The 25,935-nt window shown below is 72.2% G+C and carries 28 protein-coding genes and 1 riboswitch; of the genes, 13 read left to right on the forward strand and 15 right to left on the reverse strand.

The features are described 5' to 3' along the window. Positions 1-3: 3 nt before the first annotated feature. Positions 4-2,070 carry an acyl-CoA dehydrogenase family protein gene (locus BMW85_RS16365; protein WP_177240713.1) on the reverse strand — a complete coding sequence of 689 codons (2,067 nt, stop codon included), beginning with the start codon at positions 2,068-2,070 and terminating at the stop codon, positions 4-6. A 355-nt stretch (positions 2,071-2,425) separates the two neighbouring features. Here BMW85_RS16365 and BMW85_RS16370 point away from each other — a divergent pair, with 355 nt between their 5' ends. Together BMW85_RS16370 and BMW85_RS16375 are read left to right on the forward strand one after the other, a co-directional pair. Further along, positions 2,426-2,794: an RNHCP domain-containing protein gene (locus tag BMW85_RS16370; protein WP_091082114.1), complete on the forward strand. Its 369-nt coding sequence runs from the start codon at positions 2,426-2,428 to the stop codon at positions 2,792-2,794. 1 nt (position 2,795) lies between these two features. Beyond that, positions 2,796-3,206, forward strand: coding sequence for an RNHCP domain-containing protein (locus tag BMW85_RS16375; protein WP_091082116.1), 411 nt, complete (start codon positions 2,796-2,798; stop codon positions 3,204-3,206). A 117-nt stretch (positions 3,207-3,323) separates the two neighbouring features. Here the strand turns inward: BMW85_RS16375 and BMW85_RS16380 are convergent, their stop codons facing one another. Next, positions 3,324-4,205, reverse strand: coding sequence for a tetratricopeptide repeat protein (locus tag BMW85_RS16380; protein ID WP_091082117.1), 882 nt, complete (start codon positions 4,203-4,205; stop codon positions 3,324-3,326). Between the two features lie 18 nt (positions 4,206-4,223). Next, positions 4,224-5,657, reverse strand: coding sequence for an aldehyde dehydrogenase family protein (locus tag BMW85_RS16385; RefSeq protein ID WP_245774837.1), 1,434 nt, complete (start codon positions 5,655-5,657; stop codon positions 4,224-4,226). Between the two features lie 59 nt (positions 5,658-5,716). Between BMW85_RS16385 and lepB the strand changes: the two genes are divergently transcribed. After that, positions 5,717-6,259 carry a signal peptidase I gene (gene lepB / locus BMW85_RS16390; protein ID WP_091082120.1) on the forward strand — a complete coding sequence of 181 codons (543 nt, stop codon included), beginning with the start codon at positions 5,717-5,719 and terminating at the stop codon, positions 6,257-6,259. A gap of 9 nt (positions 6,260-6,268) precedes the next feature. Beyond that, complete coding sequence (pgeF, locus tag BMW85_RS16395) at positions 6,269-6,976, forward strand: peptidoglycan editing factor PgeF (protein WP_177240714.1); 708 nt, start codon at positions 6,269-6,271, stop codon at positions 6,974-6,976. Positions 6,977-6,994: 18 nt separating this feature from the next. On the opposite strand, the gene BMW85_RS16400 is transcribed toward pgeF, so the two are convergent. The 3 genes from BMW85_RS16400 to BMW85_RS16410 are packed head-to-tail and all read right to left on the reverse strand — an operon-like array spanning position 6,995 to position 9,242. Further along, a complete protein-coding gene (locus BMW85_RS16400; protein ID WP_091082122.1) occupies positions 6,995-7,330 on the reverse strand; it encodes a hypothetical protein in 336 nt (111 codons plus the stop codon). Positions 7,331-7,356: 26 nt separating this feature from the next. Next, a complete protein-coding gene (locus BMW85_RS16405; protein WP_091082123.1) occupies positions 7,357-8,517 on the reverse strand; it encodes an ATP-dependent DNA ligase in 1,161 nt (386 codons plus the stop codon). Next, positions 8,514-9,242 carry a pyrimidine reductase family protein gene (locus BMW85_RS16410; protein WP_091082125.1) on the reverse strand — a complete coding sequence of 243 codons (729 nt, stop codon included), beginning with the start codon at positions 9,240-9,242 and terminating at the stop codon, positions 8,514-8,516. Before BMW85_RS16410 ends, BMW85_RS16405 begins: the two co-directional genes overlap by 4 nt. Positions 9,243-9,409: 167 nt before the next feature. Between BMW85_RS16410 and BMW85_RS16415 the strand changes: the two genes are divergently transcribed. Continuing rightward, on the forward strand, positions 9,410-9,805 hold the full coding sequence (locus BMW85_RS16415; protein ID WP_091082126.1) for a hypothetical protein: 396 nt from the start codon (positions 9,410-9,412) through the stop codon (positions 9,803-9,805). A 16-nt stretch (positions 9,806-9,821) separates the two neighbouring features. Here BMW85_RS16415 and glgX read toward each other — a convergent pair whose 3' ends face one another. Both glgX and BMW85_RS16425 read right to left on the reverse strand, forming a co-directional pair. Beyond that, the gene (gene glgX / locus BMW85_RS16420; RefSeq protein ID WP_091082871.1) at positions 9,822-11,945 is read right to left on the reverse strand and encodes a glycogen debranching protein GlgX; all 2,124 of its coding nucleotides are present in this window, start codon (positions 11,943-11,945) and stop codon (positions 9,822-9,824) included. Positions 11,946-12,045: 100 nt separating this feature from the next. Further along, positions 12,046-12,471 (reverse strand): OsmC family peroxiredoxin, encoded by a 426-nt coding sequence (locus BMW85_RS16425; RefSeq protein WP_091082128.1) that lies wholly within the window; start codon positions 12,469-12,471, stop codon positions 12,046-12,048. A 164-nt stretch (positions 12,472-12,635) separates the two neighbouring features. Between BMW85_RS16425 and BMW85_RS16430 the strand changes: the two genes are divergently transcribed. From BMW85_RS16430 to BMW85_RS16440, 3 genes are all read left to right on the forward strand, one after another. After that, on the forward strand, positions 12,636-13,196 hold the full coding sequence (locus tag BMW85_RS16430; protein ID WP_091082129.1) for a sigma-70 family RNA polymerase sigma factor: 561 nt from the start codon (positions 12,636-12,638) through the stop codon (positions 13,194-13,196). Beyond that, positions 13,196-14,086, forward strand: a complete 891-nt coding sequence (locus tag BMW85_RS16435; protein ID WP_091082131.1) for a maleylpyruvate isomerase family mycothiol-dependent enzyme — start codon at positions 13,196-13,198, stop codon at positions 14,084-14,086. The genes BMW85_RS16430 and BMW85_RS16435 overlap by 1 nt, the downstream gene beginning before the upstream one ends. Positions 14,087-14,209: 123 nt before the next feature. Further along, the gene (locus tag BMW85_RS16440) at positions 14,210-14,794 is read left to right on the forward strand and encodes an HD domain-containing protein (RefSeq protein ID WP_091082133.1); all 585 of its coding nucleotides are present in this window, start codon (positions 14,210-14,212) and stop codon (positions 14,792-14,794) included. A 25-nt stretch (positions 14,795-14,819) separates the two neighbouring features. Here BMW85_RS16440 and BMW85_RS16445 read toward each other — a convergent pair whose 3' ends face one another. Next, positions 14,820-16,163, reverse strand: a complete 1,344-nt coding sequence (locus tag BMW85_RS16445; protein WP_245774838.1) for an ankyrin repeat domain-containing protein — start codon at positions 16,161-16,163, stop codon at positions 14,820-14,822. A 148-nt stretch (positions 16,164-16,311) separates the two neighbouring features. On the opposite strand from BMW85_RS16445, the gene BMW85_RS16450 reads away from it, so the two are divergent. Then, a complete protein-coding gene (locus BMW85_RS16450) occupies positions 16,312-17,031 on the forward strand; it encodes a DUF1707 SHOCT-like domain-containing protein (protein ID WP_091082136.1) in 720 nt (239 codons plus the stop codon). 18 nt (positions 17,032-17,049) lie between these two features. Here BMW85_RS16450 and BMW85_RS16455 read toward each other — a convergent pair whose 3' ends face one another. From BMW85_RS16455 to BMW85_RS52545, 5 genes are all read right to left on the reverse strand, one after another. Next, positions 17,050-17,748, reverse strand: a complete 699-nt coding sequence (locus BMW85_RS16455; RefSeq protein WP_091082137.1) for a sirohydrochlorin chelatase — start codon at positions 17,746-17,748, stop codon at positions 17,050-17,052. A 59-nt stretch (positions 17,749-17,807) separates the two neighbouring features. Continuing rightward, positions 17,808-18,536, reverse strand: coding sequence for a phosphoadenylyl-sulfate reductase (locus BMW85_RS16460; protein ID WP_091082138.1), 729 nt, complete (start codon positions 18,534-18,536; stop codon positions 17,808-17,810). Next, the gene (locus BMW85_RS16465; protein ID WP_091082139.1) at positions 18,533-18,676 is read right to left on the reverse strand and encodes an Insertion element protein; all 144 of its coding nucleotides are present in this window, start codon (positions 18,674-18,676) and stop codon (positions 18,533-18,535) included. Before BMW85_RS16465 ends, BMW85_RS16460 begins: the two co-directional genes overlap by 4 nt. Then, on the reverse strand, positions 18,673-20,361 hold the full coding sequence (locus tag BMW85_RS16470; protein ID WP_091082141.1) for a nitrite/sulfite reductase: 1,689 nt from the start codon (positions 20,359-20,361) through the stop codon (positions 18,673-18,675). The genes BMW85_RS16465 and BMW85_RS16470 overlap by 4 nt, the downstream gene beginning before the upstream one ends. 111 nt (positions 20,362-20,472) lie before the next feature. Then, on the reverse strand, positions 20,473-20,556 hold the full coding sequence (locus tag BMW85_RS52545) for a putative leader peptide (RefSeq protein ID WP_311132608.1): 84 nt from the start codon (positions 20,554-20,556) through the stop codon (positions 20,473-20,475). Between the two features lie 270 nt (positions 20,557-20,826). Between BMW85_RS52545 and BMW85_RS16475 the strand changes: the two genes are divergently transcribed. The 4 genes from BMW85_RS16475 to glyA all read left to right on the forward strand — a co-directional run bounded on the left by BMW85_RS16475 (position 20,827) and on the right by glyA (position 24,527). Next, positions 20,827-21,600, forward strand: coding sequence for a TIGR03084 family metal-binding protein (locus BMW85_RS16475; protein ID WP_091082143.1), 774 nt, complete (start codon positions 20,827-20,829; stop codon positions 21,598-21,600). Between the two features lie 75 nt (positions 21,601-21,675). After that, on the forward strand, positions 21,676-22,050 hold the full coding sequence (locus BMW85_RS16480) for a YccF domain-containing protein (protein ID WP_091082144.1): 375 nt from the start codon (positions 21,676-21,678) through the stop codon (positions 22,048-22,050). A 126-nt stretch (positions 22,051-22,176) separates the two neighbouring features. Further along, positions 22,177-23,037, forward strand: a complete 861-nt coding sequence (locus BMW85_RS16485) for a YihY/virulence factor BrkB family protein (RefSeq protein ID WP_091082873.1) — start codon at positions 22,177-22,179, stop codon at positions 23,035-23,037. Positions 23,038-23,172: 135 nt separating this feature from the next. Further along, positions 23,173-23,255, forward strand: a riboswitch (ZMP/ZTP riboswitch). A gap of 21 nt (positions 23,256-23,276) precedes the next feature. Further along, the gene (gene glyA, locus BMW85_RS16490; RefSeq protein WP_091082145.1) at positions 23,277-24,527 is read left to right on the forward strand and encodes a serine hydroxymethyltransferase; all 1,251 of its coding nucleotides are present in this window, start codon (positions 23,277-23,279) and stop codon (positions 24,525-24,527) included. Positions 24,528-24,714: 187 nt separating this feature from the next. On the opposite strand, the gene BMW85_RS16495 is transcribed toward glyA, so the two are convergent. Further along, on the reverse strand, positions 24,715-25,932 hold the full coding sequence (locus BMW85_RS16495) for a DUF3455 domain-containing protein (RefSeq protein ID WP_143082309.1): 1,218 nt from the start codon (positions 25,930-25,932) through the stop codon (positions 24,715-24,717). Positions 25,933-25,935: the final 3 nt, after the last annotated feature.

The following is a 25,935-nucleotide window of genomic DNA, read 5'->3' on the forward strand; positions in this document are numbered from 1 at the left end:
CGGTCACGGGTCGCGGGGCAGCCCGAGCGCCCGCTCGGCGATGATGTTGAGCTGCACCTCGGTGGTCCCGCCCCCGATGGTGAACGCCCGGGTCGTCAGGATCATGCGGCTCCAGTAGGGGTCGTCCGGGGCGAGCGACCAGCAGAACTCGGAGATCGCCTGCGAGTGCCGCATGCCGAGCAGCTTCCGTACGCTCGCGGCGGCCCCCGCGTCGCCCCCGGACAGCTTCGACAGCGTCACCCGCAGCCCGAGGGCCGAGATGGCCTGCCCCTCCGCCCACAGCCGGCCCGCCTGCTCGCGCCGCGCCTGCCCGAGCGCGGGCAGCCGGGCGATGAGGCCGGCCATGTCGGTGTGCTGCGACCCGGGTCCCCAGGAGTCGCCGAGCGCGACCCGTTCGTGGGAGAGGGTGTCCCTGGCGACCCGCCAGCCCTGGTCCACCTCGCCGACGACCAGGTCGTCCGGGACGAAGACGTCGTCGAGGAACACCTCGTTGAAGATCTCGTCGCCGTTGATCTCCTTGAGCGGCCGGACGGTGACGCCGGGGGAGGACATGTCCACCAGGAAGTACGTGATGCCGTCGTGCTTCGGCCGGTCGGGCGAGGTGCGGGCCAGGCAGATGCCCCAGTGCGCGTACTGGGCGAGCGAGGTCCAGATCTTCTGCCCGGTGAGCGACCAGCCGCCCTCCACGCGGACGGCCCTGGTCGTCAGGCCCGCCAGGTCCGAGCCGGCGCCGGGCTCGCTGAAGAGCTGGCACCACACGATCTCGCGGGCGAAGGTCTTCGGCAGGAAACGTTCCCGCTGCTCGGGGGTCCCGTACGCGACGATGGACGGCGCCGCCCAGGCGCCGATGCCGAGGTTCGGCCGCTTGAGGTCGCGGAACTCCTGGTGGATGATCACCTGCTCCAGCGGCGACGCGCCACGGCCCCATGGTTTCGGCAGGTACGGCATGATCCATCCCTCCCGGGCGAACCTCGCCTTCCTGGCCTCCGGCTCCTCGGCGCGCAGCGACTCCGCCTCGGCCCGGACGGCGTCCCTGACGGCGGCGGCCTCCTCGGGCAGGTCCGGCTCCATCGCCCGCCGCACGCCGGCGACCGCCAGCCCGGTCACCTCCTCCGCCCACGGGCCGGGGTCGCCGGCGAGCATGCGGTCGGACAGCGCCCGGCGGTAGTAGCGGTGGGCGTCGTGCTCGAAGGTGTAGCCGATGCCGCCGAGCACCTGGATGGCGTCGGCGGCGCACCGTACGCCGGCGTCCGGGCCCAGCACGCCCGCGACGGCCACGGCCAGGCGGGTCTCGTCGTCGAGCGCAGGCCCGTCCAGGGCGCGGGCGGCGTCCCAGACGGCGGCGCGGGCCTGCTCCAGGGCCACGAGGGCGGCGGCCACCCGGTGCTTGACGGCCTGGAACTGGCCGATCGGGCGGCCGAACTGCTCGCGGACCTTGGCGTACTCGGCGGCCGTCGCGACCGCCCAGGCGGCGACCCCGCAGGCGTCCGCGCCCAGCAGGACGGCGGCGATCTCCCGTACGGGGGCGTCGCGCAGCACCGCCTCCGCCGGGGGCCGCTCCCAGGTCACGGTGCAGAGGGCCCGGTCGAGGTCGACGCCGTCGGCGGGTGTGGCGGTGACGGCGTCCCGGCCCAGCAGGGCCCAGGTCCCGTCGCCGACCGGCACGAGGAAGTGGTCGGCGTCGGCCGCCCCGAGCGCGAGCACCGAGACGCCCCCGTCGGCCAGGCGTAGGGCGCTGTCAGCGGACCCGTCGGCCGGACGGAGGGCGACGGCGGCGGTTGTCGAACCGTTCGCCAGGCCGGCCACGATGTCGTCGTGGCCGCCGCTCCGGGCGAGGACGGCCGACGCCAGGACGCTCGCCAGGTACGGTCCGTCGGCCCGCCGCTCGGCCAGCGCCTCCAGAGCGACGCACAGCTCCAGCAGCCCGTACCCCTGCCCGCCGCGGTGCTCCGGCAGGTGCAGCCCCAGCAGCCCCTGCGCGGCCAGCGCCGGATGATCGGCGCCGCGCCCGGCGACCCCGCGCACGGACGCGGCCAGCGCCCGATGTTCCTCACTCAACCCGATACTCATGGCACCGAACCTAGAACATTGTTCGGTGCACCTCCAGCCCCCGGAAAATGGTTGGCCGTCTCCCACCTGCCCCCGCTACTCTCCGAACCGTCAGCTTCGGATCGAGGAGAAAGCCGGGCAGGCGACCCCGCCGCCCCTGGAGGGAGTGGGTTTATGACCGTCACGCTGCGGCGTGCGCCCCGACGTGCCGCCGGTCCCTCCTGCCGCTGACCCGCGTTTCCCGCACCGGCCGGCCGGAGGACGACAGCCCACGGCACCGGCGTGCCGCCCGCGCATCCACGCGCGACGGCCCGCCAGGCGCACCCTTGCCGCATTCGTCGACGCTCATCGTTCTTCTTCCGGCAAGGAGCAAGAGTTGTCCGGCAACGGCAAACCACGATCCACCCTGTCCACCGACACGTTCGCCTGCGTGCGCTGCGGCCTCACCGTGACCGCCGCCGCGCCCGACGGCGCCCGCCGCAACCACTGCCCGAGCTGCCTGCACTCGCTGCACGTGCTCGACCGGGTGGAGGGCGGCCCGTCCGAGTGCCGGTCGCGCATGATCCCGATCTCGATCGCGGTCCTGCGCACCGGCGACTGGATGCTCATCCACCGCTGCACCCGCTGCGGCGAGCTCACGTCCAACCCGATCTGCGGGGACGACAACCAGCTCATCCTCATGCGCATGGCGGTACGCCCGCTCGCGCAGCCGCCGTTCCCGCTCGAGGCGTTCGGTGATCTGTGACATGCCCAGGAGGAACCCCGGCCGTGGCGAACGGCCGCAACGGCGCAAGGTCATGGTCCGGCACGGCGAGCGCGGCGACGCGTTCCGCTGTGTCGGCTGCCGGCTGGACGTGCCCATGTCCGCGCCGGGCACCGCGCACCGCAACCACTGCCCGCACTGCCTGACCAGCCTGCACGTCGATCGCCGGGTGCCCGGGGACCGCCGGGCGGGCTGCCGGGGCCGGATGGCGGCGTTCAGCGTCACCGTACGGCCGGACGGCGAGTGGCTGATCATCCATCACTGCCAGTCGTGCGACGAGCTCAGCGCGAACCGCATCGCCGGCGACGACAACGCGCTGGCGCTGCTCCGCATCGCCATGCGCCCGCTGTCCGCGGGCGGCCGGCTTCCGGCCACGGCGCTGCTCGCGCTCTGAGACAGAACTCCAGAAAGACAGCGAAGCCCCCGGCGAACGGGAGGGCCACCACAACCACGCCCGTCGATGCCCGGGGCTTCGCTGCTTTTCTATCGCGTCCACGGCCCGCCGCGGGGCTCAATCGCCGAATTCGAGGTGCAGCGCCCGGGTGAAGTCGGCCACCGCCTCCTCGTGGCGGTCCAGCTCCTGAAGGATCTCGCCCCGCACCCGGTACGCCCAGACGTACTCGTCGTCCAGCTCGACGGCCCGGTCCAGGTCGTGCAGGGCCGCCTCGTTGTCGCCCAGCTCGCTCAGGACCGCGCCCCTGCTGCCCAGCGCCCGGTCGTTGTCCGGGTCCAGCTCCAGGGCGCGGTTGAGGTCCTCCAGGGCCTCCTCGTAGCGGTCGATCATGCGCAGCGCCTCGCCGCGCCGGCTCAGGGCGCGCACGTGGCCGGGGTCGATGGCGAGGGCCTTGGCGTAGTCGTCGATCGCCTCGGGGTAGAGGTTGAGCCGCTGGTAGAGGTCGCCGCGGGCCACCCACGGGTACGGCTGCTCGCCGTTCAGCCTGATGATCTTGGCGTGCTCGTCCAGGGCCTCGTCGAGGCGGTCGAGGTCCACCAGGGCGTCCGCCTTCGCCTCCAGGATCCAGAGCGAGTCGGGCGTCAGGGTGAGGGCGTGCTCGAAGTCGGCCATGGCCTCCTCCAGGCGGTCCATCGCCGCGTACGTCTGCCCCCGTGAGCCCAGCGCGTACGCGCTGTCGGGCTCCAGCTTCAGCGACTCGTCGAAGTCCGTCAGCGCGGCGTCGTACCGCTCGATCATCCGGTGGCTCTCGCCGCGCAGCCGCCACGCGCGGGCGTTGTCGGGCACCAGGGCGATCGACTCGGTCAGATCCGCGATCGCGGCCTCGTACCGCGACAGGGCGATGTACGACTCCGCACGGCTCCGCAGCACCGACGCCCGCGACTGGGCCGCCGCCTCGGGCATTCCGGGCTCCGCCCGGTCCTTGATCCCCTCGCTCATGACGCGGAACTCTATCCACTAGATCTGGATAATGGCCGCCTTTTCCCGGGTGAACTCCAGGACCGAATCGTGGCCGTACCCGCTGTCCTTCACGCCGCCGAAAGGCAGGCCGGGCGGCATCTGCCGATAGGTGTTCACCCAGACCGTCCCACTCCGCAGATCGCGGACGAACCGGTGCGCCCGCCCCAGGTCACGGGTCCAGACGCCGGCCGCCAGCCCGTACGGCGAATCGTCGGCGATCTCCAGCGCCTCCTCGTCGCTGTCGAACGGCAGCGCCACCGCCACCGGCCCGAAGATCTCCTCCTGGCACACCCGCAACGCGTTGTCCTCGGTCGCGTACAGCGTCGGCTCCACCCAGTAGCCGCCCGGCAGCTCCGGCACCACCTCGGCGCCGCTGCGCCCGCCGAACACCAGCCGGGCGCCCTCCTTGGCGGCCAGCTCCAGGTACGAGGTCACGCGCTCGAACTGCCCGGCCGACACGATCGGCCCCATCGTGGTCCGCAGGTCCTGGGGGTCGCCCAGCACCAGGCCCGCGCAGGCGTCCCTGATCCGGCCGAGCATCTCGTCCCAGATCGAGCGGTGGATGAGGATGCGCGAGCCGGCGACGCACACCTGCCCGGCGTTGCCGGTGTAGATGGAGTTGACGGTGACGCCCTGGGTGGCGGCGTCGAGGTCGGCGTCCGGGAAGACGATGTTCGGCGACTTGCCGCCCAGCTCGAACGTCATCGGCTTCAGCGCGTCCGCCGACGCCCGGGTGATCGCCCGGCCGGTCTCCGTGGAGCCGGTGAGGCTGATCTTGGCGACGTCGCGGTGGCGTACGAGGGCGTCGCCCACCTCCTCGCCGAGCCCGCCGACGATGTTGAGCACGCCGGGCGGGAACACCTCGGCCAGCAGCTCGCCGAGCCGCAGCACCGACGCGCTCGCCTGCTCGGCGGGCTTGACGACAACGGTGTTGCCGGCAGCCAGCGCGTACGCGGCCTTGGCGGAGAAGGTCGAGATGGGGGAGTTCCACGGGATGATGCAGACCACCACCCCGTACGGCTCGCGCCGGGTCAGGCCGAGCGTGTCCGGCCCCAGGATGACGGTGTCGCCGGTGACCGCGTCCAGGCACTGCCCGGCCGCGAGCTGCCACAGGAACGCCATCCCCGGCAGGTCCCTCCTCAGCGTGTCGCGCAGGATGCGGCCGTTGTCGCGGGTCTCCAGCCGGGCCAGCTCCTCCGCGTGCCGGCCGAGGATCTCCGACACCTTGCGCAGGTGGTGGGCGCGGGCCAGGGCGGGCAGCGCCGCCCAGGCGGGGAAGGCCGAGGCGGCCGCGGCCACCGCCGCCTCGGCCTCCGCCGGGCCGCCGGACGGGACGCGCGCCCACGCCTCGCCGGTGCTCGGGTCGACCGACTCCATCGTGCGGGACGCGGCGACCAGCTCGCCGCCGATGAGATGACGATAGTCAGGCACGCGACCAAGCATATGCTTGCTTGCTGAACGTCGGTAGGCACGTCCGGCACAATGCCCTGGTGATCCGTACGCGCTTATACGCGCTGTCGCTTGCGCTGCTTCTGGTGCCGCTCTCCGCCTGCGGGCTCGCTGACGCAGATCTCGGCGGCTTCACCATGTCAAGCGAGTCCATGGAACCGACCATCAAGAAGGGCACGCGCCTGTCGGTCCGCCGGACCAGCGACTACGACCCCCGGACCGGCGATATCGTCCTCTACCGCACGCCCGAAGGCTGGCGCGACACCACCGCGGGTGACGAGCGCGTGGGGCGGGTCATCGGCACACCGGAGAGCACGGTGAAATGCTGCGGCGCCGGAGGGCGGCTGGAGCTGAGCGGCAAGGCACTGGAAGAGCCCTATCTGGCGCAGCCTCCTGCCTCTCACAAGGCGTTCGACATTCAGGTACCGCGCGGCCGGCTCTGGATCATGAGCGACAACCGCCACATCGCCCTGGACTCCCGCGCCTACCGGGACGCTCCCGGTGGCGGAACCATCGAGATCGCCGATGTCATCGGCGTGATCGAGGCATCCCACTCTTCCGAGGCGGGGGCGGGGGCGTTCTAGGATCGGGGTATGCAACTGGCCCCCGGAGTGCACGTCGCCGTCACCGACCGCCACGGCGGTGTCAGCGCCCCGCCCTACGGCTCGCGCAATCTCGGCGGCATGGTCGGCGACGACCCGGCCGCCGTGCGCGCCAACCGTGCGGGTGTCGCGGCCGAGCTGGGCGTGCGGGCCGTGGTCTACATGCGCCAGGTCCACAGCGCCGACGTCGCGTACGTCAGCGAGCCCTTCGGCGACGACCCGCCGCCGCTCGACGGCGTGTTCACCACCGAGCCCCGGCTGGCGCTGGCCTCGCTCGGCGCCGACTGCCCGGCGGTGCTGGTGGCCGACCCGGTCGCGCGCATGGTGGGCGCCGCGCACTCCGGCCGCCCCGGCACGGAGGCGGGCATCGCGACGGCACTGGTGACCGCGATGGCGGCGAAGGGCGCCGAGCCCGGCCGGATGGTCGCGCTGATCGGCCCCGGCGCGTGCGGCCGCTGCTACGAGGTGCCCGCCGAGCTGCGCGAGCGCGTCGCCGCGAAGGTGCCGGAGACGTGGTCCACGACGTCGTGGCAGACGCCCGCGCTCGACCTGCGGGCCGGCATCGAGGCCCAGCTCAGGGCGGCGGGGCTGGCGGAGATCCGGCACGACGCGCGTTGCACGATCGAGTCGAGTGAGCTCTACTCCCACCGCCGCGAGCAGCCGGGCGGCCGGTTCGCGGGCCTCGTCTGGCTCGACTGACGCCCGCGGCCGGCGCCGTCAGTCCTTGCCCCGGGCGCCGTTGAAGATGACGTTCACGATGATGATGCAGACCCAGACGGGCACGAGGAGGCCCATCGGTTTCCCCACCAGGGCCAGCGTCAGCGTGGTGATCGTGCCCAGAGAGAGGGAGACGATGGCCAGGGCGAGCCGCTGCCCGTCGCTGGACCGGCGCTGGGCCGACTTCGGGGCGGCCTGGGCCAGGCGCTCGTCCACCCGCCGGTCGACCTCCTTGCCCATCTTGTCGAGGAACGACTCGACGATGGCGTCCTCGAAGTCGGGCCCTAAGTCACGGCGAGCCGAGACAGCGGCCTTCAACTCATCTCCAGTGCTCATGCCTAGAGACTATTGGGGCATTCCGCTCAGTGGGCAAGGATGTCATCGAGGTTGTAGCTGACCGGACGCTCCAGTTGCTCGTACGTGCACGACTCCGGCGTGCGGTCCGGCCGCCACCGCCGGAAATGAGCCGTGTGCCGGAACCGGTCGCCCTCCATCTGGTCGTAGGCGACCTCCATCACCCGCTCCGGCCGCAGCGGGATGAACGACAGGTCCTTCTTGGCGTTCCACCGCGACACCGCGCCCGGCACGCGCTGGCCGCCCCTCGACGGCCCGGCGGCCGGCTGGCCGATGTTGGCCTGCGCCGCCTCGGCCCAGTGCCCCCACGGGTGCTCGCCGAGGTCGGCGACGAGCGGCCGCAGCTCCTCCACCAGCTCGGCCCGGCGCGCCATCGGGAACGACGCCGCCACCCCGACGTGGTGCAGCCTGCCGTCGTCGCCGTAGAGGCCGAGCAGCAGCGAGCCGACGATCGGCCCCGACTTGTGCTCGCGGTAGCCGCACACCACCACGTCGGCCGTGCGCTCGTGCTTGACCTTGAACATGGTGCGCTTGTCCGGGACGTACGGCTGGTCGCCGGGCTTGACGATGATGCCGTCGAGCCCTGCCCCCTCGAACGTCTCGAACCACTCGTCCGCCTGCCGGTCGTCGGTCGTCACCGGCGTCAGCCGGATCGAGCCGCCGTCCTTCGTGAACAGCTCGGCCAGCCGGGCCCGGCGCTCGGCGAACGGCGCCTCCATCAGCGACTCCTCGCCGACGGCCAGCAGGTCGAAGGCGATGAACTGGGCGGGCGTCTCCTCCGACAGCAGCTTCACCCGCGACTTCGCGGGATGGATGCGCTGCTGCAGCGCGTCGAAGTCGAGCTGCGAGCCCCTGGGCAGCACGATCTCGCCGTCCATCACCACCTTGTCGGGCAGCTCGGCCTTGACCGCCTCGACGATCTCCGGGAAGTAGCGGGTGAACGGCCGCTCCTTGCGGCTGCCGAGGTAGACCTCGTCGCCGTCGCGGAAGATGATGCAGCGGAAGCCGTCCCACTTGGGCTCGTAGAAGAGGTTGCCGTCCTGGCGGGGCATGGCCTTGACCGGTTTGGCCAGCATGGGCGGCACCGGCGGGCGGACGACCAGGTTGGGCACCGGCTCCGGCTCGGGCTCCTCGGCCGGTGTGATGTTGACTGTCGGGTCCGTGGTCATGCGTGATCTTCCTTCCCCGTGACGTATCTGCAGAAGAGGGCCCCCTCCTCCTCCAGCACCTGGACGAGGTCCAGGCCGACCAGCGCGGTCTCGCCGTTCTGGATGCGCGCCGCGCCGCCGCCGACCAGCAGCGGGCTGATCGTCAGGCACAGCTCGTCGACCAGGCCGGCGGCCGAGAGCTGGGCGTTGATGACAGGGCCGCCCTCGCACAGGATGCGGCCGAGGCCGCGCTCGTGCAGCCGCGCCACGCCCTCGCGCAGGTCGACGCTCTCGTCGCCGGCCACGATGACGTCGCAGCCCTTGGCCAGCTCGGCCCGCCGCTCGCGCGGCGCGGCCTCGCAGGTGATGACGAGGGTGCGGCTGGGCGCGCCGGTGAAAAGCGGGTGGCGGGGGTCGAGGTCGAGGGTGCGGGAGACGACCGCGATCGGGGGCACGTCGGGGCGGCCCGCGCGGATGGCCGCCCAGGAGGCGCGCGGCTCGATCGGGCGGTAGCCCTCGGTGCGTACGGTCGCCGCGCCCGCCATGACGACGTCGGCGAGGCCGCGCAGGACCTGGAAGATGCGCTTGTCGCCGCGGGTGGACAGGCCGCCGGAGCGGCCCTTGAGCCAGGCGGCGCCGTCGACGCTGGAGACCATGTTGAGCCGCAGCCACGGCCGGCCCTCGGGGTAGGCGTACGCCTGCGCGATGTCTGGATTGTCGTGAATGTCGGGAAGGATGCGCCGCACCTCTCTACCTTGGCACACGCCACCGACAACCGGCCCGGAGGCGTCCGCCGGTCTCGGTCATATCGCACTTTTGTGCATCCGCAGACATAACGCCGACGCTCTGCTTAACGTGACGATTAACGTCAAGCGACGTCAGGACAGGCATGGGACGGACAGGGGGAGTGCCCATGGTTCTGGTCACCGCCGGAACGTGGACGATCGCCGCGCTGGCCGGGGCGTACCTGCTGCGCCGCTGGCTGGCGGGCGGAGGAGGCCGCCGGGCCAAGGTCACCCGCTTCCCGCTGGCGCTGATCCTCTCCCACCCGGCGCTCGCGGTGTCGGCGCTGGCCTGCTGGGCCGCCGCCCTGGCCACCGGCAGTCAGGCCCTCGCCTGGCTGGCCACGGCCGGGCTGGCGGCGGCGGCGCTGCTGGGGTTCGTGATGTTCACCAGGTGGCTCGGCGGCGGGAGGCACGGGGACACGGCGTCCGGGCTGCCCGTGCTGGCGGTCGCGCTGCACGGGCTCGCCGGGGTGGCCGCGTTCGCGCTGGTGTTCCTCACGGCCAGCGCCGCCCGCGTCTTCTGACGGCGCCGCGAAGCCGCTACTGGGCCTCGCGCGGGCGGCGGAGCACCTGGAGCGAGCGCGAGGTGACCGTCACCACGCCCCCGGCCGGATGCCGCGGATCGGCGACGAGGTCCTCGATCGAGTCGTGGGCGGTGTCGAGCACCGGCAGCCAGCCGCTGCCGAACTCCGGCCCCGGCAGCGTGAACGGCATGTTCTCGTGGTGGGCGTTGATCAGCAGCAGGAACGAGTCGTCCACGATGCGCTCGCCCCGCGGCCCCGGCTCGGTGATCGCCTCGCCGTTGAGATAGACCATGAGCGACTTGGCGTAGCCGATGTGCCAGTCGCCGGCCGTCATCTCGGAGCCGCCCGGCGTGAGCCACACCAGGTCGCGGTCGCCGTTGTCGGGATGACGGCCGTGGAAGAAGCGGCGGCGCTGGAAGACCGGGTGCTCGCGGCGCAGCTTCGCCAGCGCGCGCACGAACTCCAGCAGGTCGGACTCGGTGCGCACCCTCGACCAGTCGACCCAGGCCAGCTCGTTGTCCTGGCAGTAGGCGTTGTTGTTGCCGTGCTGGGTGCGGCCGATCTCGTCGCCGTGGGAGAGCATCGGCACGCCCTGCGACAGGAACAGCGTGGCCAGGAAGTTGCGGCGCTGGCGGCGGCGCAGCGCCACGATGCCCGGGTCCTCGACGGGGCCCTCCGCGCCGCAGTTCCAGGAGCGGTTGTCGTTGGTGCCGTCGCGGTTGTCCTCGCCGTTGTCCTCGTTGTGCTTGTGGTCGTACGAGACCAGGTCGCTCAGCGTGAACCCGTCGTGGCAGGTCACGAAGTTGATGGAGGCGACGGGGCGGCGGCCGGATGACTCGTAGAGGTCGGCCGAGCCGGTCAGCCGGGAGGCGAACTCGGGCAGCGCCGAGTGCGTGCCCCGCCAGAAATCGCGCACGATATCGCGATATTTGCCGTTCCACTCCGTCCACAGCGGCGGGAAGTTGCCCACCTGGTAGCCGCCCGGCCCGACGTCCCACGGCTCCGCGATCAGCTTGACCTGCGAGATCACCGGATCCTGCTGGATGAGGTCGAAGAACGCGCTCAGCCGGTCGACGTCGTGCAGCTCGCGGGCCAGCGCCGAGGCCAGGTCGAAGCGGAACCCGTCGACGTGCATGTCGAGCACCCAGTAGCGCAGCGAGTCCATGATGAGCTGCAGGGCGTGCGGGGAGCGTACGTTGAGCGAGTTGCCGCACCCGGTGTAGTCGAGGTAGTAGCGCCGGTCGCCGTCGTGCAGGCGGTAGTAGGCGGCGTTGTCGATGCCGCGGAAGCCCAGCGTCGGGCCCATGTGGTCGCCCTCGGCGGTGTGGTTGTAGACCACGTCGAGAATGACCTCGATGCCCGCGTCGTGCAGCGCCCGCACCATGGCCTTGAACTCCAGCACCTGCTGCCCCCGGGTGCCGCTGCTGGAGTAGCGGCCGTGCGGGGCGAGGTAGGCGATCGTGTTGTAGCCCCAGTAGTTGGTGAGCCCGCGGGCGACCAGGAAGTGCTCGGGCACGTAGTGGTGCACCGGCATCAGCTCGACCGCCGTGACCCCCAGCGACAGCAGATGGTCGATGATCGCCGGATGGCCCATGCCGGCGTAGGTGCCCCGCAGCTCGGGCGGCACGTCGGGATGGCGCATCGTCAGCCCGCGCACGTGCGCCTCGTAGATCACCGTCTGGTGGTAGGGGATGCCCGGCGAGCGGTCGTTGCCCCACTCGAAGAACGGGTTGATCACCACGTTCTTCGGCATGTAGGGCGCGCTGTCCTCGGTGTTGCGCCGCCCGGGATCGGTGAAGTAGTAGGGGAACAGCGCCTGGTTCCAGGTCAGCTCGCCGTCGATCGCCTTGGCGTAGGGGTCGAGCAGCAGCTTGCTCGGGTTGCACCGGTGCCCGTGCTGAGGGGCGTAGGGACCGTGGACGCGGTAGCCGTAGCGCTGGCCCGGCTGGATGCCCGGCAGGTAGCCATGCCAGACGAACCCGTCGACCTCAGGTAGCTCCACCCGATCCTCGGAGCCGTCATCGTGAAAAAGGCAAAGCTCGACCCGCTCGGCGACCTCTGAGAACACCGCAAAGCTCGTGCCAACGCCGTCCCAGGTAGCGCCGAGTGGATAGGGCTGCCCCGGCCAGACCTCGCGCATGTGGCCCAATTGTCGCATGGGAAGCCGGTTTTGGTCTCTCAATGTGCGGATGCCCTCACCTGCACGGCGCCGGAAGGATACCGGCGCCGTGGATGACGTTTCAGAGCAGCTCGGCCTTGAGCGTGATCGTGGTGCCGGCCAGCGCCTGGCTCACCGGGCAGTTGGCCTTGGCCGTCTCGGCGGCCTGCTGGAACTGCTCGGCCGTGACGCCCGGCACCTGCCCCTGCACGGTCAGCACGATGCCCGTGATGCCCTCGCCGGGCTGGAAGGTGACGTCCGCGCTGGTCCGCAGCGACTCCGGCGGCGTGCCCGCGCCGGCCAGGCCGTGCGAGAGCGCCATCGAGAAGCAGGACGAGTGGGCCGCCGCGATCAGCTCCTCGGGGGAGGTCTTGCCGTTGGCCGCCTCCGCCCTCGACGGCCACGAGACCTCGAACGTGCCCACGCCCGAGGTGTCGAGCGAGACGGTGCCCGACCCGTCGAGCAGAGCGCCCTTCCACTGCGTGGTCGCGGTGCGGGTGGTGGCCATGACGTGCTCCCTCCTGTACGGACTTCCGACCCTACCCTGTCAGGAACCCCGCTCCCCGGAGGGACGAATCCGGCGAGGCATTCATCCGTCTCTACTTTTGCGGCGAATAATGACATGCTCGGGTCGCGGCGCACCTGCCGCCTGGGTCCGGATACAACGGGAGCGTGGTGCCAGTGGAGGCACCGTACGACGACCGCCTGTTGCACCAGCGGGTGGTCGGCGGCGACGAGTCCGCGCTGGGCGAGGTCTACGATCGGCTCTCCCCGCTGATCTTCGGCCTGTCCCTGCGGGTCACCAGGGACCGGGTGATCGCCGAGGACATCACGCAGGAGGTGTTCCTGGTCCTCTGGGAGCGGCCGCTCGCCTACGACCCCGACCGCGGCACACTGCGCGCCTGGCTGGCGACCATCGCGCACCGGCGCGCGGTGGACCACGTGCGCGCCGAGGAGCGGCGGCGGGTCTCGGCGCTCGGCCCCCGCCTCTTCGAACGCGAGCCGGCCCGGCTGGAGGACGGCGTGCTCGCCGCCGACGAGGCCGAACGGGTACGCCAGGCGGTGACCGAGCTGCCCGACGGATTACGCCAGGCGGTCGAGCTCGCCTATTACGGCGGCAGGACCTACCGGCAGGTCGGCGAGGAACTGGGCGTGCCCGAGGGCACGGCCAAATCGCGCATCCGGCTGGCCCTCAGGCGGCTGGCGGACGCGCTTGCGGAGGAAGAGGTGTGATGGACCCCGTCGAGCGTCTCTACCTGGACGCGCTGATGGAGGAGCCGGCGGTGCCGGCCCACTCGCTGCGGCCCCAGCTCCTGGCCGGGGCGCGGGCACGGCGCAGGCCCGCGGCCGCCACGGCCTCGTGGGCGGCGCCGTACGCGGGCCGGGTGGCCGCCATGGACGCCCTGCTCGCCACGGCAGGTGACGACGACTGGGCGCGCGTCGTCGTCGAGGGATGGACGCTCCAGGAGCTCGTCGCGCACCTGGCCGCCAAGGACGGGCTGCTGGCCGCCTCCGTGGGCGCCCCCGTCCTCGGCCCGCCGCTTCAGGCGCTCGACTCCATGGGGCGCACCGGCGACGTGCAGGCGTACGAGCGGGCGCGCAGCCCCGAGCAGACGCGGCGCGACTGGCGGGCGCAGGCCGACGCCCTCTGCCGGCACCTCGCCGGGCTGCCGGAGACCGCACTCGCCACCCTGGACGGGCTGGAGGTGCCGGTACGCGACCACGTGCTCGGGCGCGGCCTGGAGACCTGGATCCACACCGACGACGCCGCCCGCGCGGCCGGCGTCCGGCTGCCCGATCCGATCCCCGAGCACATCAGGCCGACCGCCGACCTGTGCGCCCGGCTGCTGCCCTGGACGATGCTCCTCGCCGGGCTGGACGGCTCGGGACGTACGCTGCGGCTGACGCTGACCGGGGCCGGCGGGGGCGAGTGGCTGCTGCCCCTGGGCGTCGAGGAGACCACGCCAGGCGAGCCCGACGCGCACCTGACGGCGGACGTCCGCGCCTTCTGCTTCCTTCTCGGCGGACGCGGCGATCCCGCCACGTTCCCCGCGACGGTCACCGGCGACCGCGCCCTCGCCGCCGACCTCCTCCGCACCGCCCCCACGCTCTCCGGTCCCTGACAGAGCTCTCCGGTCCCCGACGGAGCTCTCCGGTCCCCGACAGGGAGGGTGAGCCGCCGCCTCGCTGGGTACATCTGCACCCCGCGCACTCGGGCTCGGGCGCATGACGAGAGGGGGCTCATCGTGACGAGCGACGTGACAGGGCTGACGGACCTGCTGTACGAGTTCGGCCTGCTCAAGCGCTACAAGCGCACGGGATGGCTGGTCGCCGGGGTACGCGACCCGGAGAGCGTGGCCGACCACTCCTTCCGCACGGCGGTCATCGCGGCCGTGATCGCCCAGCTGGAGGGCGGTGACCCGCAGCGGGCGGCGTTCATGGCGCTGTTCCACGACTCGCAGGAGACGCGCGTCACCGACATCCCCTACCTCGGCAAGCGCTATCTCAAGGCGGCCTCCAACGAGGAGGTCACCGCCGACCAGACGCGCGACGTCGCCGGCCCGGTGGCCGACATGGTGCGCGACGCGGTCGCCGAGTACGAGGAGAAGACCAGCATCGAGGCCGTCTGCGCGCGCGACGCCGACAAGCTCGAATGCCTACTCCAGGCCGTCGAGTACCGCGAGCAGGGCAACCACAACACGCAAGGGTGGATCGACAGCTCGCTGGCCGCGATCACGACCACGACCGGCAAGCGGCTGGCGGAGGAGGCGCTGAGCACGGGCACCCTCGACTGGGTGGTGCGCGTGCTCAACGGCGGCGGCGCCCCCTGACCGCCAGGATCTCCGGCGGCGGTGGTCAGGCCACGGGCTGGGTGACGAGGTCCCGCGCGTACTCGTCGTCGCTCTCGGCGAGCACCCGCGCGACCCCCTGGGCGGCGCGGTCGTCGCCGCGAACCGCGAGCCCGCGCGTGGCCTCGGCCACCGTACGCAGGTCGGCGTCGCCCAGCCGGGCCGCCAGCGCCTCGCGGATGCGCGGCGTGTCGGCGTCGAGCCCGGCCAGCCCGGCCGTCGCCCAGTCGCGCACCTCGGCGTCGTCGTCCTCGCTCATCTCGACCAGCAGCGCCAGCCCCTCCTCGTGGTCCGGCGGCAGCACGTCGGCGAGCGCGATCGGGTCGGTCATCGTGCGCTTGCGCCCCGGGCGGCCGATGAGGTCGAGCACCGCAGGCAGCGCCCGCGGATCGCCCTGGTGGCCGAGCGCGGCCAGCACCGACCGCAGCACCTGCTCGTTGCCCTCCGTGGTGACCATCTTGAGCAGCAGCGGCAGCGTGCGCTCCAGGTAGGGCTTCTCGCCGTCGGCGAAGCCGAACTGCGCGATCGCGTCCACCCCGAACTCGCGCTCCCTCGCGTCCTCGCTCACGCACAGCCGGGCCAGCGCCTCGTAGGTGTCGTCGTCGGCCCGCTTGGCCAGCGTGTCGGCCACGACCCACCAGGTCTCGGCGTCCTCGTCGACGTCGCGGTGCGCCAGCGCCCGCGCCACCAGCCGCTCGACCGGCGTCTCGACGCCCACGGCGTCCTCCAGCAGGGTCGCGATCGCGGCGTGGCCGCGCTGCGCCTGGACCTCCTCGCTCCGCTCGCCGTCGGGGGAGCGGCCGGCCACGGTGACCAGCTCGGTGCCGTCCTTGGCGTACTGGCGGGCCACGACGTACTCCCAGCCGTCCTGCTCGATCTGGTCGAGCAGCGCGCTCTCCAGATGGACGCCCACCCAGTCGGCGGCGATCTCCAGCGGGGTGTCGCCGTCGCCGTCGTACTTGGCGGCGTCCGCGCCCGCCTCCAGCAGCACCTGTGTCACGCCGAGCGCGCCGCGCCTGGCGGCCAGGGTGAGCGGGGTGTCGCCGTCGTCGTTGTGCGCGTCGACGTCGGCCCCGGCCTCCACCAGCAGCCGGGCGACGGCGGCCTGGCCGTTGGCGGCGGCCCAGAGCAGCGCCGTCCAGCCGCCGGCCTCCCGACCGTTCACCTCGGCCCCGGCGGCGAGCAGCGTCTCGGCGGCCTCCTCGCGGTCCCAGGCGGCGGCCGCGCAGAGCGGCAGGCCCTCCTCCTCGCCCTCGCTGGGCCTGTTGGGGTCGGCGCCGGCGGCGAGCAGCTTGGCCACCGTGTCGGTCTCGCCGTTCAACGCCGCGCGGTAGAGCTGTTCCTCATGCATGACACGGACCCTAGCTTGGCGAGGCCACACACCGGGCCAAGCCGCGACGGGTCGCACGCCTGGCGCGGGGGCGTGCAACCTTCGGCGGGGTGGCAATTCCTCCTGGGGGAGGAGCCCAGCCGCCGACGAAACGCGATATGTTGCGAGTATGACCGATCCTGGTGAGGTCCGCGCGTCCGACGCCGAGCGCGAGGCCGTCGTCGAACAACTCCGCGTCGCGTCGGTGGAGGGCAGGCTCACGCTGGTCGAGCTGACCGACCGCACGGAGGCCGCCTACTCCGCCACCACGCATGCCGAGCTCGCGCTGCTCACCCAGGACCTTCCGGCCGGCGGCGCCGTGCCCGCGCCCCCGTCCGCGCGGCCCGAGCGCAAGCGGCGGTGGTTCGTCGGGGTGATGGGCGACACCAAGCGGCGCGGCTCGTGGCGCATCGACCAGGAGCTCGGCGCGGTCGCCGTGATGGGCGACGTGCTGCTCGACCTGCGCGAGGCCGAGGTGCGCACGGACATGGTCGACATCACGGCCGTGTCCGTCATGGGCGACGTGAAGATCATCGTCCCCGACGGCGTCCACGTCGACCTCGACGGCATGGCGATCATGGGCGACAAGAAGATCAACGTGCTGGAGTCCCCGCCCGGCATGAACGTCCCCGTGGTGCGGGTGCACGCCTACGCCGTGATGGGCGACGTCAAGGTGATCGGCGACTCGCGGGCCAAGCCGCTGCGGCGCGGGTTCGCCGCCTGGCGCGAGCACTGGCGGCAGCTGCACGGCGACGACTGGCGCGAGCTCGGCCGCCAGCTCCGGCACGAGGGCCGCGAGCTGCGCCGCCAGCTCGGCGGCGAGCGCGACGGCCTCGGTCGCGGCTACTGACACCCTGAAGACGGAGGGTCAGCCGACCAGGGACACCGGGTCGCGCTGCGCGCCCTCGTACCGCTCCAGCAGCACGTCCACCAGCTCGGGCGCGGCCCCCAGCACGTCGGCCACCACGGTGGCGCCCGCCTCCAGCGCCTCCCGCCGCACCTTGTCGGCGAAGTAGCCGGGCGCCAGCAGATACGGCGCCAACACCACGCGGGGCGCGCCCGCCCGCACCAGCTCCGCCACGGCCTGCGCCGGCGTGGGCCCGGCGGCCGAGGCGTACGCGGCCCGTGCCGTCCACCACCCGCCGCGCCGCCACTCCCGCGCCATGCGCGAGACGACCGCGTTCGCGCGCGCGTCGCTGGACCCCGCCGACACCAGCACCACGGCGGTGTCCGGGTCGCCGGGGCGCACGCCCGCCTCGGCCAGCCGCCGCTCCAGCGCGGCCCGCAGCAGCGGGTGCGGCCCGAGCGTCGTCCCGTAGTGGACGCGCAGCCTGGGCTGGTGCGCCCGCGCCTCGTTCAGCGCCGCCGGCAGGTCCACCCGGCTGTGGTACGCCTCGGTGAGCAGCAGCGGCAGCACCACGGCCTCCTCCAGGCCGTGCAGGGCCTGCCCGAGCGTCGGCGCGCAGTGGTCGAGGTACGCCACCCGCACGTCCAGCGGCACCTGATCGAGCAGCGCGGCCACGGTGGCGGCGGCACGCGGGTCACGCGACCCGTGCGCCACCGCCACCAGTGGCACGCGACCGGGGGCCGCCCCGCCTGCCAACGGGACGAGACCCCTTCCGGGGATCAGAGGTGAATGCCGCATTCGACCTTCCCCAGGCCCGCCCAGCGCCCGCTGCGCGGATCCTCTCCCTCGGCGACCTGCCGCGTGCAGGGCGCGCACCCGATCGAGGGATAGTTGTCGTAGTGCAACGGGTTGATGAGCACCCCGTTGTCGGCGATGTAGTTGTCGACGTCCTCCTGCGTCCAGGCGGCGATCGGGTTGACCTTCACCATCTGGCGCTTGGCGTCCCACTCGACGACCCGCGCGTCCGCGCGGGCCGGCGACTCGTCACGCCGGATGCCGGAGATCCACGCGAGGTACGGCTCCAGCGCCCGGTTCAGCGGCTCCACCTTGCGCAGGTAGCAGCACAGGTCGGGGTTGCGCCCGAACAGCCGCGGCCCGAGGTCGCGGTCCTGCTCGGCCACCGTACGCGACGGCTTCACGTCGATCACGTTGACGTTGTAGACCTGGCGCACCGCGTCCCGCGTGCCGACGGTCTCGGCGAAGTGGTAGCCGGTGTCGATGAACAGCACGTCCACGCCCGGCTTCACCCTGCTCACCAGGTCGATCAGCAGCGCGTCGCTCATCGAGGAGGTCAGGCAGAGCCGGTCGCCGAACGTGGCCGCCGCCCAGCGGATGATCTCCCTGGCGGTGGCGCCCTCCAGGAACGTGGCGGCCGACTCGACGATGTCCTGCAGGTCGAGCGTGCCGCGCTGATCTCTTAAACCGACCTCGATGTCCACCAGCGTCATATCTTCACTCCGATCCCCAGGAACTTCAGCTTGAAAGCGCGGGCGCAGGACCGGCAGTACCAGCCGCCGTCGCCCTCGTAGGGCTCCAGGTCCTCCTCCCCGCAGTACGGGCAGTGGAAGGGGGCCGCGCGCTCGCTCATCGCAGGTCCGCCTCGTCGGCCCGCTGCACCCAGTCGGCGAACGACTCGCCCTCCTTGCGCTGGGCGTCGAAGTTCTTCACCACCCGCTCGACGTAGTCGGGCAGGGCCTTGGCGGTGGTCTTGAGCCCGCGCACCTTGCGGCCGAAGCCGGCGTTGACGCCGAGCGAGCCGCCCAGGTGGATCTGGTAGCCCTCGACCTGGTCGCCGTTCTCGTCCACCACGAGCTGGCCCTTCAGCCCGATGTCGGCGGTCTGGATGCGGGCGCAGGAGTTGGGGCAGCCGTTGACGTTGATGGTCAGCGGCTCGGCGAACTCGGGCAGCCGGCGCTCCATCTCGTCGATGAGCTGGGACGCGGCGGCCTTGGTCTCGACGATGGCCAGCTTGCAGTACTCGATGCCGGTGCACGCCATCGTCTGGCGGCGGAAGGTGGAGGGACGCACCTGAAGGTCGTGGGCCTCCAGCTCGGCCACGATCGAGTCGACCTGGTCCGGCGCGACGTCGAGGATGACCATCTTCTGCTCGACGGTCGTGCGCACCCGGCCGGAGCCGTGCCGCTCGGCGATGTCGGCGATCCTGTGCAGCGCGTCGCCGTCCAGCCGGCCCACCTTGGGGGCGAAGCCGACGTAGAAGTTGCCGTCCTTCTGCGGGAAGACGCCCACGTGGTCGCGGCGGCTGCCGCGCGGCTGCTCGGGGGCGGGTCCGTCGGGCAGCGGCGCCTTCAGGTATTCGGTCTCCAGGATCTCGCGGAACTTCTCCACGCCCCAGTCGTTGACCAGGAACTTGATCCGCGCCCGGTGCCGCAGCCGGCGGTAGCCGTAGTCGCGGAAGATGCCGACCACGCCCTCGTGCACGTCGGCCGCCTGCTCGGGCCGGACGAACACGCCGAGGCGCTTGGCGAGCATCGGGTTGGTGGACAGGCCGCCGCCCACCCAGACGTCGTAGCCGGCCTCGCCGTGCTCGTTGACGACGCCGACGAAGGCCACGTCGTTGATCTCGTGCACGGTGCAGTGCGCCGGGCAGCCGCTCAGCGCGGTCTTGAACTTGCGCGGCAGGTTCGAGTAGGCAGGGTTGCCGATCACCCGGTCCTGGATCTCGCGGATCTGCTCGCTCGCGTCCAGCACCTCGTCCACGTCGATGCCGGCCAGCGGGCAGCCCAGGATCACGCGCGGCGTGTCACCGCACGCCTCCGTCGTCGACAGGCCGACGGCCTCCAGGCGCTCCCAGATGTCCGGCACCGACTCGATCTCCACCCAGTGGAGCTGGATGTTCTGGCGGTCGGTGATGTCGGCGGTGCCGCGGCCGTACTCGTTGGAGATGTCGGCGATCGCGCGGAGCTGGGCCAGGTCGAGCTGGCCGCCGTCGATGCGCACCCGCATCATGAAGTAGCGGTCGTCGAGCTCCTCGGGCTCCAGCACGGCGGTCTTGCCGCCGTCGATGCCGGGCCTGCGCTGGGTGTAGAGGCCGTACCAGCGCATGCGGCCGCGCAGGTCGGCCGGGTCGATCGAGTCGAACCCCCGCTTGGAGTAGATGTCGATGATGCGCTGGCGGACGTTGAGCCCGTCGTCGTTCTTCTTGTTCTCCTCGTTCTTGTTCAGCGGCTCCCGGTAGCCGAGAGCCCACTGGCCCTCGCCACGCGGGCGCTTGTGATGCCGGCTTGCGGGTGTGCGGCTGGCAGGGGTGGTCATTGCGCGTCCTTCGATTCATGGGCGCGCGCAAAGGCCTACCTGGCCTCGTCATCGAGGGGCAGGAAGTTCCAGGAGGGTCGCGACGCGCTCAGCGGCAGAGAAAAGGCGGAGTTAGCGGGCGTCGCAACAGATGGCACTGCGGACACGCTGGAGGTCGACGTGGCGTCGACCGACGAGCATGGGGTCCGCTGGCATGCCTCGACGATACCGTGGGGGTCCGGGATGTCCAAGACCGGGTCCAGAGTGTGGGACTGTCCGACTTCAGGGCCGATTCTCGTGCCCGTGATCGGGGCTATCCCTGGCGGGGCCAGTCGAGCTCGGATTCGACCGGCCGATCGGGGCTCTGGTGCTGGCAGTCGCACCAGGAGCCGCCGCGGCAGTCCTCGTGGCGCTTGTCCTTGCAGCTCTCGCAGATCACATCGCTGATTATTCTCCCAGAACGTTGTTCGGGTTAGGCTGGCGCGCGTGGACCTCATGGCCGAGCTGCTGGACGACCTGCGCGCCGAGACCGCGTCACTGGAACGGCTGCTGGAGCCGCTGCCGGACGCCGACTGGGAGCTGCCCACGCCCGCCGCGGGCTGGGCCGTCCGCGACCAGGTGAGCCATCTGGCCTGGTTCGACGAGGCCGCCACCCGGGCCGTCACCGACCCGGACGGCTTCACGGCCGGCCTGCCCGGCGTCACCTCCGTGGACGACCTCGCCCGCCAGGCGCGCGGCATGCCCCCGCCCGAGCTGCTCGGCTGGTTCCAGGCCGCGCGCGGGCGCAGCATGGAGGTCTTCGCCGGGCTGGACGCCCGCGACCGGGTGCCCTGGTTCGGGCCACCCATGTCGGCCGCCTCCTTCGTCACCGCGCGCCTGATGGAGACCTGGGCGCACGGCCAGGACGTGGCCGACGCGCTCGGCGTCGTCAGGGAGCCCACGGACCGGCTCAGGCACGTCGCCACGATCGGCTACCGGGCCCGGCCGTACGGCTTCGCCGTGCGCGGCCTGCCCCAGCCGGCCGAGCCGGTGCGGGTGGAGCTCGTCATGCCGGGCGGCGACGTCTGGACGGCCGGGCCGGCGGACGCCGCGAGCGTCGTACGCGGCCCGATGCTCGACTTCTGCCTCGCCGTCACCCAGCGCATCCACCTGTCGGACACCGGCCTGGAGCTCGTCGGCGAGCCGGCGCGGGCCTGGATGGAGATCGCCCAGGCGTTCGCGGGACCGCCGGGCGAGGGCCGGCCGCCGCGGTCCTCGTGACGGGGTGATCCTCAGGGTGCGATCAGGGTGGTTCCCCGATGCCGGTGGCCGCCGGATGGGTGACATGCTGGATTTATGCGCACTCTACTGAACGTCATCTGGCTGGTGTTCGCGGGGATCTGGCTGGCGATCGGTTACGCGCTGGCGGGGATCATCTGCTGCATCCTGATCGTCACCATCCCGTTCGGCATCGCCTCGTTCCGGATCGCGGCGTACGCGCTCTGGCCGTTCGGCCGCACCGTCGTACGCGACCCGGACTCCGGGGTGTTCTCGCTGATCGGCAACATCATCTGGTTCGTGGTCGCCGGCGTCTGGCTCGCCATCGGGCACGTCGTCACCTCGATCCCGCTGTTCCTGTCCATCATCGGCATCCCCATGGGCTGGGCGAACCTCAAGCTCGTGCCCGTCTCCCTTCTTCCGCTGGGCGCCCGCATCGTGGACATCGACTAGGGCAGGGGCCAGGGACGTAAGCTGTCCCAAGAACCACTGCGAACGTTGGGTGCCATGACGTCAACCGATGCGCCTCCGCGGCCGAAAAAAGGGTTGATCAGGCATGCCCGGGCCAGGCTGAGCTGGGTGCTCGACACCAACGCGTGGGCGATCGTCCGGGCGTCGACCAACGCCGGCGTCGCCTACCGGGTGACCGGGCTGGCCGGCGAGGCGGCGTTCTTCGCGCTGCTGTCACTGCCGCCGTTCGTGCTCGGCCTGATCGGGGTGCTCGGCAAGATCGGCACCTGGGTGGGCGGCGGCGTCGTCACCGAGGTCAAGTCCTGGGTGATCCACCAGGCCGGCCTGCTGTTCACCGAGGAGGCCGTCAACAAGGTCGTCAACCCGCTGATCACCGACGTGCTCAGCGACGACGCCGGCAAGGTGTCGATCATCTCGCTGGGCTTCCTGCTGTCGCTGTGGTCCGGCTCGCGGGCGCTCTACGTCTACGTGGACCTCATCTCCGTCGCCTACGGCCTCGGCGAGGAGCGCGGCATCATCCGCACCCGGCTCATGTCCTTCGGCCTCTACGTCGTGGGCCTGGTCATCGCGATCATCATCATGCCGATCCTGGTCGTCGGCCCGACGCTGCTCAAGGACGCGCTCCCCTCGCAGTACGGCGTCATGATCGACATCCTCTACTGGCCCGTCGTCACCATCGGGTCCGTGCTCTTCCTGACCGTCCTCTACCACGTCAGCGTCCCGGTGCGCACCCGGTGGTTCCGCGAGCTGCCCGGCGCGATCCTCGCCCTCTTCCTCTGGATCGTCTGCGCCGCCGTGCTGCGCGCCGTGCTGGCCGCGTGGTTCTCGCCCGTCTCCGTGTACGGCTCCCTGGCCGCTCCCATAGCGGTGCTGCTGTGGCTCTACATCACGGCCCTCGCCGTGCTCATCGGGGCGATTCTCAACGCCGAGGTCGATCGGCTGTGGCCGGGAGAAAGCCGTACCAAATAGCGCGGATCTTCGTGCTCCTACATGTCGCCCGAGCAGGCGAGAGGCGAGCAGGCGATTCCTTGCGAGCGACGTCTTCTCCTGGGGCGGATGCGCTGATCGGAGGGGGGAAGCCCACCGCCGCATCCGCTATCGTCTACAACGAGACGCGACTGGCGCATTGGGTGGGATCGACCACCAGGGAGCGAAAGGAGCGGAGGCCGGGCGCCTGGGTCTTCGCAGTCAACGATGACAGGGGAGTCATGGGTTCTCTCGCTAGCGTCGACCCGCAGATCGCCGACCTCATCAAGGCCGAGGAGCGCCGTCAGGCCGACACGGTCAAGCTGATCGCCTCGGAGAACTACGTCTCCAAGGCCGTGCTGGAGGCCACCGGCACCGTCCTGACCAACAAATACTCCGAGGGTTACGCGGGCAAGCGCTACTACGAGGGTCAGCAGGTCATCGACCAGATCGAGACGCTGGCCATCGAGCGCGCCAAGTCCCTGTTCGGGGTCAACCACGCCAACGTGCAGCCCTACTCGGGCTCGCCCGCCAACCTCGCCATCTACCTGGCGTTCCTGCAGCCGGGCGACACCGTGATGGGCATGGGCCTGCCCTTCGGCGGCCACCTCACCCACGGCTGGTCGGTCTCGGCCACCGGCAAGTGGTTCAACTCCGTCCGCTACGGCGTGCGCAAGGACACCGGCCGCATCGACCTCGACGAGGTCCGCGAGCTGGCCCTGGAGCACCGGCCCAAGCTCATCTTCTGCGGCGGCACCGCCATCCCGCGCACCATCGACTTCGAGGGCTTCGCCGCCATCGCCCGCGAGGTCGGCGCCGTGCTGGCGGCCGACATCGCGCACATCGCCGGTCTCGTCGCGGGCGGCGCGCACCCCTCCCCGGTGGGCCACGCCGACGTCATCTCCACCACCACCCACAAGACGCTGCGCGGCCCGCGCGGCGCCATGCTCATGGCGTCCAGCGACGAGCACGCCACGGCGCTCAACAAGGCCGTCTTCCCCGGCCTGCAGGGTGGCCCGCACAACCACACCACCGCCGCCATCGCGGTCGCGCTGCACGAGGCCGCCCAGCCGGCCTTCCGCGACTACGCCCACCAGATCGTCGCCAACGCCAAGGCCCTGGCGGAGGAGCTGGCGAGCCGCGGGTTCGACCTCGTCTCCGGCGGCACCGACAACCACCTCATCCTGCTCGACCTCACGCCCAAGGGCATCGGCGGCAAGCCGGCCGCCCAGGCGCTCGACCGGGCCGGGCTGGAGACCAACTACAACACGGTGCCGTTCGACCCGCGCAAGCCGTTCGACCCGTCGGGCATCCGCATCGGCACGCCGTCGGTCACCTCGCGCGGCATGGGCGAGGCCGAGATGCGGCAGATCGGCGCCTGGATGGACGAGGTCGTCACGGCCCTCGCGAAGGGCGACGCCGAGGACGTCATCGCCCGCGTGCACCGCGAGGTCAGCGAGCTCACCTCGCAGTTCCCGGCCCCCGGCCTGTAAGCCCGGCCCGTAACAAGCCGAGAGCGCCCCGCCGCACGGGCTCCGTGTGCGGCGGGGCGCTCCGGCGCGAGCGGAGCAGGCCGGATCGCCCCGCTCGCGGTGGCCGCCGGTGCTCCGGGGCGTCCGGAGCGCCATGCGGCCGGGGACGGCCGGCGGGGGACGGGACCGAGTCGCCCCCCGCCCGGCCTCAGCTCAGAAAGACGTAGTCGGCGCCGTAGGGGGCCCTGGCCTCCGTTCCCGGCTCGCAAGGCCCCGGCGGGGCCGTGCCGCCCGTGGTGTTGACCCGCATGATCTGTACGGCCCGCGCGAGCAGTCCCTCGGCCGCGCCCGCCTGGGCGGCGTCCAGCACCAGCTCGGGGATGACGCCGTCACCGTTCGGCGTCCGGGTGACGACCGAGCCGCGCACCGCGCTGCCGTCCGGCGCGACCCACTGGGGCGGGCCGCTCCCCGGGGTCACGTACGTGTGCTCGATGCCGCCGCGCAGCGTGGCCGCCACGCCGAGCTGGACGAAGGCGTACGCGCCCGACGGCTGCTGGGCGCAGGTGTAGATCTGCTCGCCGCGCAGCACGGGCGCGGTGAGCGCGCGCGGATGCGTGACCGGCCCGCCGCCGAGCCTTCCGCGCACCGGCGGTCCCGACGTCCTCAGCACCGCGTCGTAGCGGGCGGGGGAGGCGGCGATCCGCCGCAGGATCTCCGGCGGGACCGGCGTCACCCCCGAGACGCCGGTCACGTTCTCCGGCAGGGCGCCCGCGAACAGGCTCACCGAGGCCGGTCTGGTGACGCCCTCGCGCGCCACCAGACCGCCGGTCACCGGGCCGGGGACGCCGGACCAGGACGCGGCGTACGCGAGGGCCGCGCCCGCGGGCCGCAGCCACCAGGTCGCCCGTCCGGGCGGGGTCGTCGCGGCGGCGAGGGTGGCCTGGCCGGGGCCGTTGAGCACGCCGTTCAGGTCGATCGCACGCGACAGGCGGTGCAGGCGGCCGCGGACCGAGCCGCGGGCGTCGCGCACGCCGGCGTGGAAGGCGGCCGGGTCGGCGAGCAGCGCGGCCACCAGGCCGGGGGCGGCCCGGACCGTGCCGGTCACGCCGCTCATGTGCGCGGGCAGCGGCCCGGTCAGCAGCCGTAGCCGCTCCTCTCCCGGCGCACCCCTGCCGCCCGCGGCCACCTGGACGTCCACCGGCGCGTCCAGCCGTTCCCAGCGGGCGGCGAAGGCGATCTCGTCCCCGCTGATCCGCAGCACCACCGTGGCCTGTCCGTCGGGGTCGCCGGGGACGCCCACCTCGTTCGCGCCCCGCAGGCCCGCCGCGAGATAGACCGGGCCGTCGTCCGCCGAGGCGGGCACCGGAGCGGCCATCAGCGCGGCGGCCAGCACCAGGCAGGAAACGGCTGATCCTCGTAGTGACACGGA

The organism is Nonomuraea wenchangensis (assembly GCF_900111685.1).
GTDB lineage: Bacteria > Actinomycetota > Actinomycetes > Streptosporangiales > Streptosporangiaceae > Nonomuraea > Nonomuraea wenchangensis.